The sequence below is a fragment of the Algoriphagus sp. genome, from assembly GCF_024642405.1.
Lineage (GTDB): Bacteria > Bacteroidota > Bacteroidia > Cytophagales > Cyclobacteriaceae > Algoriphagus.
In genome coordinates this window covers 1-12,759 of sequence record NZ_JAHEBC010000101.1, presented here as the reverse complement: position 1 = coordinate 12,759, position 12,759 = coordinate 1, and the positions used below count along the sequence as shown (strand labels likewise).

Here is a 12,759-nt window from a genome sequence, read left to right as displayed (position 1 = left end):
GACCTGAACAGCTGGTTAGTCTATATGACGTAAAAGTATGAGCATAAACATTGGCAGGTCTTCGAAGCGATTCACTTTCCCACGAACCAACCGTAATTTGAAAAACTAAACGATAAATTTACACTGAACCCCATCTTTGATTATGCATTTTGTTGTAGGTAGGGCGGTTTCGTCAGACTGTTATACATAATAGAGTCGTGTTGTTACTAAGAGTCAACTTTGTTCTCCATGTCAGTCTATCCTTGAGAATTAGGTCATGATGGAACAGTCAAACGAAACAACTCTTAAATTTTATTGTCTACCAATTCATTACTTAAGGTTTCATCATAGATGGAATAATGAAGTCAAGGTACAAGTCATAGGAATATTTATTAAGATTCTCCTTGTCATAATTACCAGCTGTAATAATCACAATTAGATTTTTAGATTTATTTATTTCAATTTTTTGTCCCCCATTTCCAGATGCCTCTATGGTAGATATGGTTTGATTTTTTGAGGTTTCAGTTAACGTCCAAAACTGAAAGCCATAACCATAGTTTGGCTCAGTAACGATTTGGGTTTTTATTGACTCTCTGATTAAATACTCAGGAATTAGTTGTTTTCCTTTCCATTTACCATCATTCAAATAGAGAAGTCCAAATTTTAATAAATCCCTTGAACGCATGCGTAAACCTGCCCAAGCACTTACCAATCCATTTTTCTCTTTTGTCCACACATAATTTGTTATTCCCAACGGCTCAAATAAATTTATCTTTGTGAATACCTCAATATCCATTTCAGTTGCTTTTTCAACAATCCTGCTGAGTAGTTGAGTATAGCTGCTCCGATATTCAAATGTTTCCCCTGGGGAATCGACCATAGGTTTTCGTAAAATTAATTTGTAGGTATCAGATACAGATTCCATCTTCATAGAATCATTATAACTATCGTTCCAATCCAGACCAGCACTCATTGTCAGCAGATGCCGGATAGTGATTTTTTGTTTTATATCGTTTGCATATCCTGAAAATTCAGGAAAAAAATCGAATATTTCTTGGTCTAGACTTTTGATTTTCCCTTGAGAGAGAGCAATCATTACTGCAGAGCTTATTATACTTTTTGTAATACTTCTTATATCGTGCAGACTGTCCCGATGATGATTGGTGAATCCAATGAAATTTGTTTCCCTATTCTCATCATAACCCGACCAATAATGTTCGTAAACTAGTTTGTTATTTCGGAAAATTAATACACTATGGATGTTTGGATAGACTCCAAGATTGATGGAATCTGTCATGCGCATAATTAACTCTTTGTCTATTCCTACCTCTTGGGGTGTGCCTGTCTCAACTCCGTCATTCAGTTGCTCTGGTTTTTCAATTCCACGCTCTACCGAGTTGCATGAGTAAAACAGCACTACTAAAAATATTATCAACTTTTTCATTGTTAATAATTATAAATGCATGGCAGCGATTTTAGTTTTGTATTCTCATTGAATGCTTTACATGGGCGTGATTTTTTATCCGACCGCCTTAGCTATAACGGTTCTCGGCTATGCGCAGTGTCCCGAAGGGCAATTCGTATAGGTATTGTTGTAGCACGCTTTATTTTTAATGATGTTGTTTTCCATATTTTTTCAAAGCAGTCTGAACATCCAGAATTGGGACTTTAAGCGTTCCGTTTTTCAAGTCTTCTGATTCGTAAATATCAAGATTATGGATGTCGTAACTTTTGTCGTTTAAGTCAAGCATTATAACGTCAAATGTAAATGCAGTTTCAGTATTGGCGATAAACCAATGGACATTATCTTTCTCATCAGAAATGGAAGAGCTTTCTCCAACCAATGAAATTTGGTCAATCGTGGGTTTGATTATCAAGTTTTTTCCATCTTGCTGAATTTTCTCGTAATGTCTTAGGTGCATTTCACCTTCAAGGATTAAATGGGCAGAAGCCATATTGCTATGTCCGTGTGGTATTATGGCTCTATCTTTCTTCATCCCAAAAATTTTCTTGATAAATACAGTCTTTTCAGGAAGTCCATCAAGTTTGGGGAATTTTACCGGTTTTGTTGAAACACCTAAGTCAGGATATTCAAATCCTTTCAATAGGTTTTCAAAGTCAATGAACTTTAATATTTCTTCAAGTTCAATTTTTGAATATAACTCTACAATTTTCTGTTGCCATTGAATTGTGGATATAGAATCTGTTTTTAAATCAGAACAGAATTCATTCAGTTGAATAGCCCAATGGTCTGTTAGAGGTTTAATGTTTTTTCCTATGGCATTATATGCAAAAAGAGAGTCCATTAAAGCAAAACTTGTTACCGTTGCTAAAATTCCTTTCGTAAATTCTCTTCTTTCCATTGGTTTCAATTTTTTAATGTGCTATAACACTTGTAAAAACCCAAGTTTAAATTGCCTACTGCGTTTATATCTTTAATATCGAAAATTATTTGAGGTCTTTTAAATATTATGTTGAAAGTATGTCAAATTGAGAAAGTATTTTTCAGCTCTAATCCTCAAGTTCTTATAATTACCAGAATGTATTGACGATGTGTAATTTTTTTCTTTTACAAATACGTCTTCCTAAAGTCCCGGGGATTTTCATTTGTCACTTTTTTGAATGTGCGATTAAAATAGGAAAGGCTTTCAAAACCCGTAAGAAAACAGGCGTCACTCACAGTTTTCCCGGACATTAGAAGCCTCTTGGATTGACTGATTCGATATCGATTCAAAAATTCGATAAAACTATACTTGCTGGCTTTCTTAAAATATCTACAAAAAGCTTCTTTGCTCATATTGCTGATTTCTGCGATCTCACTAAGCTCTATTTTTTGATGATAATTTTTGTCCACATAGGCATAGATCGCTCTTAATCTTCCTTGTTCCCTCTCGCTAAATTTATTTTGATAAGATTGCTCATGCAATAATTCAACAGCTGAATTATCAGCAAGTTCCTGCAATACCTCTAGCAAGAGAATGTACTGTTGAAAAGAGTTCAGGTGTTCTAATTGAAATAATTTTTCCCCGATCTGATTTTTGGATTCGCTTTTAAAAACCAACCCATACTTTGACTTTTCAAATAGTCTATGGATTGGATTTAATTCAGGTATTGCCTGAAAATGACTTTCAACAAATTCCTTTTTTAGGTGAACAACCACTTTTTGATAGTCTGTTTTGATTCCATAGTCAAAGTTCAAATGTGGAATATTCGAGCCAATTAAAACTAAATCACTCTCTTGATAAGTGGAGATGTGTTCACCTATATGTCGGGTTCCAGTAGCAGCTTTGATATAGACCAATTCATACTCCGGATGAAAGTGCCAATAGAATAAGTCACTTAAGCGTGGATTGAACATCATACTGAATGACTTATCCGGACTACTGATGGTTTCAAGCTGAATTTTCATATTTTTTCACAAAAATTAGAGTATTATTTGAACTTAAAGTATCTAAATATCAATATCGTACAAGTTTTAGTTAAATATAATAAAATTACCTACGGAGGAAATTCTGACTTTGTGTGTACGTCTAATTAAAAATTTGAGACCATGAAAAATTCAGACCCCACAATGACCGGCACGATGCAGCCAAACAATCAACATCATGATATTCCAGGTAACCCATCTACAGCAAAAAGTAGTACTGTAAATCTTAGGACAGAAGCGACAGCAGAAACGCTAGGGGTGTTGACTTTGGAGCAATGGAATTTTTGGAGAGAATATGGATATGTGGTGATTAAAAATGCTGTACCACGTGAACAAGCGAAACAGACGGCTGCCTTTCTTTGGGATTTTGAAGATAAAGATCCGGATGATAAAAACACTTGGTATACACTTCCCCGAGCCGAAATGAAGATGAAAGAATTGACTGGAACTGGCATGGTAGAGGTATACAATAATCAACATCTCTGGAATAATCGCCAGACAAAAAAAGTATATGATGCGTTCGTTGATATTTGGGGAACAGAAAAATTATGGGTTACCATTGATCGGGCTAATCTGAATTTTCCCATGCGTCCAGGACATGAATATAAAGGTTTTATCCACTGGGACTATGATCCAGAAACTAAGCCACAAAATGTGCAAGGAGTTTTAGCATTGGCAGATCAAACCGATGAAAACATGGGCGGCTTTCAATGTATTCCCTGGTTGTTTAAAAATTATGATACCTGGAAATTAACCCAACCTGAAGATAGAAATCATTTCATGCCTGATACGACTGGACTGGAGGACAAAATTGTTAAAGTGCCTTTGGAAGCGGGAGACTTGTTAATTTTTAATAGTTCCGAGCCACATGGGATTCGTCCAAATCGGTCAGAGGATAAGGTCAGAATTGCACAATATATTTCTATGATGCCTGCTCAAGAAGGTGATGAGGCCTTAAGAGAATGGCGAATTAATTCTTGGAAAAACCGGATTGCTCCGGAAGGTTATGCTTTCCCCGGAGACCCAAGAAACTGGGAACAAACAAAATATGAACGAGCCGAATTGACAGATTTAGGAGAAAAACTATTGGGTTTGAAAAAATGGTAACCTGAAGGTTTATGAAAGCAGAAAAAATGTATAAATTGCTCTTTTTTGGAGAGTTAGGAATTGACTAAAATCAAAAAAGCACCTCAAGAGAGGTGCTCCAAGAATAGATTGGGTAATAAATTTTATCCTATTCTTTCAAATTGGGAAAAGAAGAAAGATCCTTCGATCTCAGCATTTTCGTCAGAGTCAGATCCATGTACTGCATTCGCCTCGATAGACTTAGCAAAGATCTTTCTGATGGTACCTTCAGCAGCATTTGCAGGGTTGGTAGCACCAATTAAATTTCTGTAATCTTCCACTGCATTTTCTTTTTCAAGAATAGCTGCAATGATTGGTCCTGAGGACATATACTTGCAAAGATCAGCGTAGAAAGGTCTTTCTTTGTGAACTTCATAGAATTTTCCAGCGATAGCCGGTGTCAATTGGGTAGCCTTCATTGCCACGATTTTGAAACCTGCTTCCTCAATCATTTTGAGTATTGCTCCTGAGTTGCCTGCTTCAAAAGCATCTGGCTTAATCATGGTAAATGTTTTGTTTGCTGCCATGGTATATCTTATTTTGATTGGTTCAATTCGGGCGCAAAAATAGGGTATTTAAATACATCTTCCGAGTATTCTAAACTATTTATACCATATAAGGTTAATTTTCAGGTAAATGCATGAGTTGGGATTTGTCAAAAATTTAATGACCTTTGCACCCTACTTAGAGCCAATAGTGCCGCGAATTTTATAGAATGGAAGCATTAGCCTCATTTAAGAAAGAAATTTCATCCCCCAAAAAAATATTCATTACCACTCATGTGAAGCCAGACGCAGATGCACTGGGTTCCTCTTTAGGTCTTGCTAACTACTTGATCAAAAAAGGACATGAGGTAAGTGTGGTGACCCCATCTGATTATCCTTCCTTCCTGAATTGGATGAAAGGAAACGATGACGTTCTTGATTTCAGCAAGCCTGAGGATCAGAAAATTGCAATCAAAAAGTTAAAAGAAGCCGATATAATCTTTTGCCTTGATTTCTCTGTATTGAACAGAGTCAATGAATTAGGGGAAATGATACGAGAATCGGATGCTTATGTAGTTAATATTGATCATCACCAGGATCCTGAGGATTTTGCTGATTTTGAATATTCCAGCACTAAAGCTGCCGCTACTTGCGAGCTTGTCTTTGAGTTGATCGAAAAACTTGGAGATAAATCTTTGATTGATAAAGATATAGCAGAGTGCCTTTATGCTGGCATTATGACTGATACGGGTGGATTCAGGCATCCTAATACGACCAAAAACGTACATTTGGTTGTTGCTGAATTATTAGATCTAGGAGCAAACAGCTCTCAGATCGCAAATTGGATTTATGATTCAAATTCTGTCAATAGACTTAAATTTATTGGTTTTGCGATTAGTCGAAGGTTAGTGGTGAGAGAAGATTTACACACAGCCTACTTCGCCATTAGCAAAAAAGATCTTAAAAAATATCAAAGCAGGACAGGAGATACTGAAGGTTTGGTCAATTATGCTTTATCTTTGGACGGCATAAAATTAGCTGCTCTGTTTTCTGAGCGTGAAGATGGCATCAAGATCTCATTTAGATCATCCAGTGAAGTTGCGGTAAATAAATTTGCAGCGACATACTTTAATGGTGGAGGGCATAAAAACGCATCAGGAGGAAAGTCCAATTTGGGATTAAAAGAAACTGTTGAGAAATTCGAATCTTTGGTTGAAGAATGTCAAGAGTCACTTTTCCCGGAAGAGACTGTAGGAGCTAGCTAAAGCTAATAATCACCTACTTAATTGTTGAAAATTCAAAATTCTTTATGAAAAATAACAAAAGCCTATTGGCTATCATCGTGTTGATGTTGGGCGTTTCCATCATCTCTTCCTGTCAAAAGAAAAAAGTAACAGAAAAAGACGGGATTGAATATACCTTTGTCAAAGAAGGAAGTGAAAAAGCTCCTAATGGAGATTTCTTATTGTACAATCTTGAAATTACGACAGGTAATGATTCTGTGATTTACTCAACAGCCACTCAACCATTTCCAGGTTATTTGCAGGCAAACGACTCTATTCCTGCCACCAACGGTATGGATGAGATTTTCCTGAACCTTCGCAAAGGGGATAGCATCGCATTCGAGTCTACCGCAAAAATTATTTTTGGAGAAAATTTCCCTCCTTTTTTGGAAGAAGCAGATGTTGTAAAAGTTCGTCTTGGAGCATTTGAAATTATGGATCAGGCTGGAATTGAGACATTTTTCAACCAAACAATGGAAGCAGAGGAGCTCAAGAGAAGAGAAGGAGCTAAAGAGCTAATAGTAGAAGAAGCTAAAACTATTGAAGCTTATGTTGCGGAAAAGGGTTTGAATGCGAATAAGACTGAGAGTGGACTTTATTATGTAATTGAAGAGGAGGGATCAGGTGATCCAATCACACCAGGTACCACGATGTATGTAAACTACGCTGGTTATTTATTGGATGGTACTTTATTCGATACCTCTATCGAAGATTTAGCAAAAGAAAACAATTTATATAACCCAAACAGACCTTATGAACCACTTCCAGTGAACGTAGGGATGGGGCAGGTTATTCCAGGTTGGGATGAAGGATTGTTATTATTGAAAAACGGGTCAAAAGGTAAATTTTTGATTCCTTCTCCCTTAGCTTATGGAGAAAATGGAGCTGGAGGTATGATAGGACCAAACGCAATTTTGGTTTTTGACGTAGAGGTAATGGATGTTCAGAAATAAGTCCGCTAAGATTTAGAACAAATATTTAAACTATACCAACTCAATGAAAATTAAACTGTATTCACTAATTGCATTAATAGCAGGAGTTGCATCTTTTGCTTCCTGCATCAATAAAGAGGAATCTGCTGAGGCTGTATATGCCCGGGATGTTGCTGCAATTGAAGACTATATCCAAAATAGTTCTTTGACAAATGTTAAGGAATATAATGATCCAACCTACGGAATCCGAATTATTTGGCAAGAGGTTTCCGGAAGTGGAATTCCTGTTGAATTAGGAGATACTTTACGTGTAGATTATACAGGAAAATTATTGAGTAATAAAGTATTCGATTCTTCTATAGAATCAGTAGCCCGGGATAATAATATTTATTCCTCAGGTAGAGAATATATCCCTTTAAGATTTAGAATTGGTCTTGGAGCCTTGATTTTCGGCTTTGAATATGGTGTTGCTCAAATGGAGCAAGGAGATAAGGCTACTATTTTCATTCCTTCTGGTTCAGGATATGGAAGAAACCCTAACGGAGAAATTCCTGCTAATTCACCCTTAATTTTCGAAATGGATCTGATCGAAGTTGTTGCTGGTCCAACTGAATAATTGAAAATGAAAAAACTCGTTCCCGCTTTAGTAATACTTTTCTTCGCTCTCTTAAGTTGTGAGCCAAATAATCCTTTTAATACGGGCCCAGCCTATGATGTAGAGGGAAATCTAGCAATAGATAGTGTTAAGATTGCTTCATATTTGGATACAGCACAAGTTGACAGCTTATATAGAATTCATGATCCAAGTGGGGTGATTATTATTGTTCAGGAAGAAGGTGAGGGATCTAGACCTACAGGAGGAAATATTGCATACACGGATTATACTGGATCTTTAATGGAGACTGGGAAAGTATTCGATACGAATAATGAATTAATCGCGAGAGAGAATGATATTTTCGTGGAAGGGGCGTCTTACTCCCTGTTTAAGTTTGTGGTGGGAGCAGGTAATGTTATTACAGGTTGGGATATAGCATTTAGGCGAATTAGACCAAAAACTAAAGCTAGGATAATTATTCCATCTCCTTATGCTTATAGGGATGCTGAAAACAACAGTAGGATTCCTGCAAATTCAGTACTGATTTTCGATATATATTTTCGAGGAATAGACTAAATGAGAGGGCTTAAGCCCTCTTTTTTTTACCCCATCGTGGAAAAAGCGTAGGGACCTGTTTTTGGTATTCTTTGTACTTTTCTCCAAACAGACCTATCAAATTTTTTTCTTCAAAGTAAATACCAAATGGTAAGTATAGGATTAGGCAAAGAAAGTGGATAAGAGCTGTATATTGAGCCGAAACTAAAACATAGCCCAAAAAAATCATTAATAATCCTAAGTAAAGTGGATGTCTGACTCTGGCATAAAGACCAGTCTGAATCAATTTTGGGGATTCTTCGGCTTTTTCTAATCCTAAAAATTCTTTCATTTGAATTTGTTTGGTAGATTTTACTAAAATGATCGTACCAAATGCCGCAATCATATATCCCAAATAGGTCATCAGTGTTGTCTGGGGCAAAAACCTGTTAGGAGGAATTAGGATGGATTGAACCATTATAACCAAAAAAAACAGCGAGGAGAAAATAGTATAAGAAAAGCGATACCATTTAAAGCCATCTTTCATTCGCCCTTTTAATATTCTTTTTAACTTGGCAGAAGCTAAAAAACTGTGCGTGAAATAAAAGATACTCCAGCTTAAAATTAATAGTAAATAGCCCATTTATAATTTGATTACCCGATAACCTTATTTTTATGAAAATCGGAATTATCCGCGAAGGAAAAAATCCACCTGATAGGCGAACCCCATTTGTTCCCCTCCAAATCAAGCAAATTCATGCTGAATATGATGGGAAACTTTCATTTAAAGTTCAATCCAGTTCAGATCGAAGTTATTCTAATTTGGAATATGAAAACGCAGGTGTTGAAATAGTGGATAACTTAGAGGATTGTGACGTGATTTTTGGAGTCAAGGAAGTTCCGGTGGATCATCTAATCCCGGATAAAACATATTTCTTTTTTTCTCATACCATCAAAAAACAAAAATATAATAGACCGCTCTTAAAAACAGTTTTAGAGAGGAATATAAGACTTTTGGACTATGAAGTTTTAAAAGATGAAAACGGCAATCGGGTGGTTGCTTTTGGAAGATGGGCAGGAATAGTAGGAGCCTATAATGCCCTGTGGACTTATGGAAAAAAAACCGGGTTATTTGATATTAAAAGGGCTTACCAATGCTATGATAAAAAAGAATTGGAAGCAGAGCTAAAAAACGTACAGTTACCCCCAATAAAAATAATTGTTACTGGATCAGGAAGGGTTGGAAAGGGAGCGATAGAAATTCTTAATGCACTTGAAATAAAAGAAGTTTCCACGCACGATTTTTTGCATCATTATTTTGATGAGTCGGTTTATGTGGTATTACATTCTTCAGATTTTTATAGAAGGAAATCTGATGGGGGTTTTGATAAAATGGAATTTTACGACTTCCCAGAAAAGTATGAAAGTCACTTTTTAAAATTCGCAGAAGAAGGTGAAATTTTGATTTCTGCACATTATTGGGATCCGGAGGCACCTCGGCTTTTTGAGCTAAAGGATATAAATAATGCCGATTTTGCCCTATCTGTAATTGCTGATATTTCCTGTGACATTGACGGATCTGTTCCTACTACGGTTAAAACATCAAATATCTTAGAACCTGTTTTCGATGTTGATCGCAATACTGGTGAGGCAATAGATCCTTTCGGAAGTCAAACCAGCATTTCGGTTATGGCAATAGATAACCTCCCTTGTGAATTGCCAAGAGAATCAAGTTTGGATTTTGGGAATCAGTTGATCAAATGGGTTATTCCTGAATTGACAAAAGACGTTTCACCCATTTTGGAAGGTGCCACTATAGCAAGGGATGGGGATTTGACCTTAGAATTTATGTATTTGACTGACTTTGTAAATTCAGAGTCTTGAAAGTGATATGAAGAATTTTCATAGATTTTTAGAATCAACCTTACTTCGTTCGACCATGACAGGTCAAGAGGTGGATCAACTTGTAAAAGATGCAATACAAGAACAATTTGTAGGAGTATGTGTCCCGCCGTTTTGGTTGAAAAAGGTAAAAAGGGAAATTAAGGATGAGGATATCCAACTGGTAACTGTAATTGGATTTCCTCTCGGATATTCGGATACAGCATCAAAAGTTTTTGAAACAAAAGAAGCGATCAAACAAGGGGCGGATGAGTTGGATTTGGTCTGGTCTCAAACAGCTTTTCATTCTGGTATGAATTGGCCTAAAATTGAAATAGCTCAGATTGCCAAAATCTGTCATGAAGAAGAAAGGGTTTTAAAAGTAATCATAGAAACCGCAAATCTGAATGAATCTCAAATAAAGGAGGCTTGTTTAATTTGTCAAGATGCTGGAGCAGACTTTGTGAAAACATCCACAGGCTTTGCAACTAGGGGTGCATCTATAGAAGATATCCTTTCTATGCGTACTATTTTATCATCACATGTTGGAATAAAAGCATCCGGAGGGATCAAAACTTTGGACTTCGCCATAGAGCTAATCCAAGCTGGAGCGGATCGGATTGGAACTAGTGGAGCCAAACAGCTGATGGACGCTTGGAGGAAGAGATTTTCTTAGCTATTGCTGAAGTAGATCAATAAAAAAGGAATGATAAAGAAAGTCAACAGAATGTAAGCAAATCCGATAAATCTTGTTTTCACTGTTTTCCTTCCCATATAAGAAGCCAATTTTATAGGTAGACTACGAATAGCAGGAAAAGGGAGAAAAATTAATGCTCCAAAGAAATTTATTAAAAAATGGACAATTGCCAAGGCGATTGCTGCTTCAGTTCTATAGAATGCTGCGATTGCAGCAGTTATCGTAGTTCCTATGTTAGCGCCAATAATAAAAGGGAAGGATTTTTTTAGGGAAACTTTTTTATTTGCTACCAATGGCACTACGAGGGAAGTTGTTACCGTGCTGGATTGTACTGCTGCTGTAAAGAACATACCATAAATGAAAGCCAAATAGGTCTTCTTAAAAATGAAATTATTGATATCCTGAAAACTATCTATTACAAAAGCTTTATAAACAGAAGAAGAAAGCAATTTGATGGCGGCAAATACCAGAAAAATAGCTAAAACCAATGTAACAAATGGAATCTGAATTGTATCGGAAATCCATTCTGTCAAAGGCCGTGTGAATACCTTATTATAATCAAAGGATCCGCTAAAGCTTTCATTTGTGACAAAAAGAGACGCAATTTTATGTGCTAAATTGGAAAGGAACCGAAAATAATATTCCAAAGGAAGCAATATAAAAACGGTGATGATATTAAATATATCATGAAGGATTCCTGCAGAAATAGCTCTTCTAAATTGGTTTTTCTTCATGATATAGGAAAATGAAACCAAAGTAGAAGTTAAAGTAGTGCCAATATTCGCTCCCATCACCATCGGTACCGCTTGTTCTAAGGTCATATTCCCAGCTGCCACTATCGCAACAATACTTGAAGTCACAGTTGAACTACTTTGAATCAAAGCGGTCATCAATAAACCTATGAAAAGGCTTACAAATGGATTTTTTGTGGCTGTTAGGATTTCAGACGCTACGGAATTATTAAGTTGCCCCATAGCAACTGTCAGTAGATCTATTGAAAAAATGAATATTATGATTGCCAAAAGCATTAAAATAAAGCTTTTGGTTTTGTTTGCTACAGGTTTTTCTTGATCATATAATTCCATTCCAGGCATATTATTTAGCCGCCCCTTCTATAAAACTTTTCTTTCTTTCAGAGCCTGATGATAAAGAAAATCAAAATTTTCATTAAAATAATTCGCAAAATTTGAAATTTTTTTGCGAATTACAAGGCATTCTGAAGGTAATAAAAAAGAATTTGTTCTTACTTAACAATTTCTTAACATGGTTGGAAACTTAACTTCATTAATTTTGCAGCCAAATACCCTATAAAAAAATGGCCAAGGCTAAAAAAAATCTCGACCAAAATATTAATCAGGAAAAATTAAGTAAAACAGCCTACTCTTTATTTGATTTTGCCAAGAAAGAAAAACAATTTTTAGTTGGGATTTGTATTTTAATTTCTATCGCTGGGCTAATACTTCCCTATAACTATGCGGCCATGTGGTTTGGATTTGCTTTGGCTGCTTATTCAGCCATAGCAAACGATAGTATTCAGACTATCGGTACTTTTATTGCATCAAATCAGGAAAAGAAGTGGTATTGGCTTTGGCTTTTCATGGGATTGATATTTGTTGGAACAGTAACATACAGTTGGTTTACTTATGGAGGAGATGTAAGTTATGAAAGGCTAACTACTAAAGGACTTGATAAAGCTCCGGAAAGCTTTGTTTTCTTACAATTGGCGGCTCCCATAGTCTTGTTGATCATGACAAGGATGAGAATGCCTGTTTCTACGACTTTCTTATTGCTCAACGTGTTTACGTATAGTGCTGGAACCAT

General features: G+C 36.1%; 13 protein-coding genes and 1 pseudogene. 8 read left to right on the top strand and 6 right to left on the bottom strand.

What is annotated here, in order from left to right; all coding sequences use genetic code 11:
• Window positions 1–313: 313 nt before the first annotated feature.
• The 3 genes from Q0L68_RS09710 to Q0L68_RS09700 all read right to left on the bottom strand — a co-directional run bounded on the left by Q0L68_RS09710 (window position 314) and on the right by Q0L68_RS09700 (window position 3,388).
• Complete coding sequence (locus Q0L68_RS09710) at window positions 314–1,423, bottom strand: serine hydrolase (RefSeq protein WP_296702288.1); 1,110 nt, start codon at window positions 1,421–1,423, stop codon at window positions 314–316.
• Window positions 1,424–1,589: 166 nt separating this feature from the next.
• Window positions 1,590–2,342 (bottom strand): hypothetical protein, encoded by a 753-nt coding sequence (locus tag Q0L68_RS09705; protein WP_296702284.1) that lies wholly within the window; start codon window positions 2,340–2,342, stop codon window positions 1,590–1,592.
• Between the two features lie 206 nt (window positions 2,343–2,548).
• Window positions 2,549–3,388 carry an AraC family transcriptional regulator gene (locus Q0L68_RS09700; protein ID WP_296702282.1) on the bottom strand — a complete coding sequence of 280 codons (840 nt, stop codon included), beginning with the start codon at window positions 3,386–3,388 and terminating at the stop codon, window positions 2,549–2,551.
• A gap of 141 nt (window positions 3,389–3,529) precedes the next feature.
• Here Q0L68_RS09700 and Q0L68_RS09695 point away from each other — a divergent pair, with 141 nt between their 5' ends.
• Entirely contained in the window at window positions 3,530–4,513 is a 984-nt protein-coding gene (locus tag Q0L68_RS09695) for a phytanoyl-CoA dioxygenase family protein (protein WP_296702279.1), read from the top strand.
• A gap of 122 nt (window positions 4,514–4,635) precedes the next feature.
• Here Q0L68_RS09695 and Q0L68_RS09690 read toward each other — a convergent pair whose 3' ends face one another.
• Entirely contained in the window at window positions 4,636–5,058 is a 423-nt protein-coding gene (locus Q0L68_RS09690; RefSeq protein WP_296702277.1) for a nucleoside-diphosphate kinase, read from the bottom strand.
• Window positions 5,059–5,246: 188 nt separating this feature from the next.
• On the opposite strand from Q0L68_RS09690, the gene Q0L68_RS09685 reads away from it, so the two are divergent.
• The 4 genes from Q0L68_RS09685 to Q0L68_RS09670 are packed head-to-tail and all read left to right on the top strand — an operon-like array spanning window position 5,247 to window position 8,402.
• Window positions 5,247–6,281, top strand: coding sequence for a bifunctional oligoribonuclease/PAP phosphatase NrnA (locus Q0L68_RS09685; RefSeq protein WP_296702274.1), 1,035 nt, complete (start codon window positions 5,247–5,249; stop codon window positions 6,279–6,281).
• 44 nt (window positions 6,282–6,325) lie between these two features.
• Complete coding sequence (locus tag Q0L68_RS09680) at window positions 6,326–7,252, top strand: FKBP-type peptidyl-prolyl cis-trans isomerase (protein ID WP_296702272.1); 927 nt, start codon at window positions 6,326–6,328, stop codon at window positions 7,250–7,252.
• Between the two features lie 43 nt (window positions 7,253–7,295).
• Window positions 7,296–7,847 (top strand): FKBP-type peptidyl-prolyl cis-trans isomerase, encoded by a 552-nt coding sequence (locus Q0L68_RS09675; RefSeq protein WP_296702270.1) that lies wholly within the window; start codon window positions 7,296–7,298, stop codon window positions 7,845–7,847.
• Window positions 7,848–7,853: 6 nt separating this feature from the next.
• Complete coding sequence (locus tag Q0L68_RS09670) at window positions 7,854–8,402, top strand: FKBP-type peptidyl-prolyl cis-trans isomerase (RefSeq protein WP_296702234.1); 549 nt, start codon at window positions 7,854–7,856, stop codon at window positions 8,400–8,402.
• Between the two features lie 10 nt (window positions 8,403–8,412).
• Here the strand turns inward: Q0L68_RS09670 and Q0L68_RS09665 are convergent, their stop codons facing one another.
• The gene (locus Q0L68_RS09665; RefSeq protein ID WP_296702231.1) at window positions 8,413–9,003 is read right to left on the bottom strand and encodes an isoprenylcysteine carboxylmethyltransferase family protein; all 591 of its coding nucleotides are present in this window, start codon (window positions 9,001–9,003) and stop codon (window positions 8,413–8,415) included.
• Between the two features lie 32 nt (window positions 9,004–9,035).
• Between Q0L68_RS09665 and Q0L68_RS09660 the strand changes: the two genes are divergently transcribed.
• Window positions 9,036–10,244: an NAD(P)-dependent oxidoreductase gene (locus Q0L68_RS09660; protein ID WP_296702230.1), complete on the top strand. Its 1,209-nt coding sequence runs from the start codon at window positions 9,036–9,038 to the stop codon at window positions 10,242–10,244.
• Between the two features lie 7 nt (window positions 10,245–10,251).
• Window positions 10,252–10,917: a deoxyribose-phosphate aldolase gene (gene deoC / locus Q0L68_RS09655; RefSeq protein ID WP_296702228.1), complete on the top strand. Its 666-nt coding sequence runs from the start codon at window positions 10,252–10,254 to the stop codon at window positions 10,915–10,917.
• Here deoC and Q0L68_RS09650 read toward each other — a convergent pair.
• Window positions 10,914–12,023: a Na/Pi symporter gene (locus Q0L68_RS09650; RefSeq protein ID WP_296702225.1), complete on the bottom strand. Its 1,110-nt coding sequence runs from the start codon at window positions 12,021–12,023 to the stop codon at window positions 10,914–10,916. The two genes, deoC and Q0L68_RS09650, sit on opposite strands and share 4 nt — an antisense overlap.
• A 230-nt stretch (window positions 12,024–12,253) precedes the next feature.
• On the opposite strand from Q0L68_RS09650, the pseudogene Q0L68_RS09645 reads away from it, so the two are divergent.
• Window positions 12,254–12,759: pseudogene (locus Q0L68_RS09645) on the top strand (hypothetical protein); the annotation flags it as partial.

Coding starts and splice junctions, on each gene's coding strand:
- Q0L68_RS09665 (WP_296702231.1), bottom strand. CDS start 9,003: ATGGGCTATTTACTATTAATTTTAAGCTGGAGTATCTTTTATTTCACG.
- Q0L68_RS09710 (WP_296702288.1), bottom strand. CDS start 1,423: ATGAAAAAGTTGATAATATTTTTAGTAGTGCTGTTTTACTCATGCAAC.
- deoC (WP_296702228.1), top strand. CDS start 10,252: ATGAAGAATTTTCATAGATTTTTAGAATCAACCTTACTTCGTTCGACC.
- Q0L68_RS09650 (WP_296702225.1), bottom strand. CDS start 12,023: ATGGAATTATATGATCAAGAAAAACCTGTAGCAAACAAAACCAAAAGC.
- Q0L68_RS09690 (WP_296702277.1), bottom strand. CDS start 5,058: ATGGCAGCAAACAAAACATTTACCATGATTAAGCCAGATGCTTTTGAA.
- Q0L68_RS09705 (WP_296702284.1), bottom strand. CDS start 2,342: ATGGAAAGAAGAGAATTTACGAAAGGAATTTTAGCAACGGTAACAAGT.
- Q0L68_RS09675 (WP_296702270.1), top strand. CDS start 7,296: ATGAAAATTAAACTGTATTCACTAATTGCATTAATAGCAGGAGTTGCA.
- Q0L68_RS09670 (WP_296702234.1), top strand. CDS start 7,854: ATGAAAAAACTCGTTCCCGCTTTAGTAATACTTTTCTTCGCTCTCTTA.
- Q0L68_RS09660 (WP_296702230.1), top strand. CDS start 9,036: ATGAAAATCGGAATTATCCGCGAAGGAAAAAATCCACCTGATAGGCGA.
- Q0L68_RS09685 (WP_296702274.1), top strand. CDS start 5,247: ATGGAAGCATTAGCCTCATTTAAGAAAGAAATTTCATCCCCCAAAAAA.
- Q0L68_RS09695 (WP_296702279.1), top strand. CDS start 3,530: ATGAAAAATTCAGACCCCACAATGACCGGCACGATGCAGCCAAACAAT.
- Q0L68_RS09680 (WP_296702272.1), top strand. CDS start 6,326: ATGAAAAATAACAAAAGCCTATTGGCTATCATCGTGTTGATGTTGGGC.
- Q0L68_RS09700 (WP_296702282.1), bottom strand. CDS start 3,388: ATGAAAATTCAGCTTGAAACCATCAGTAGTCCGGATAAGTCATTCAGT.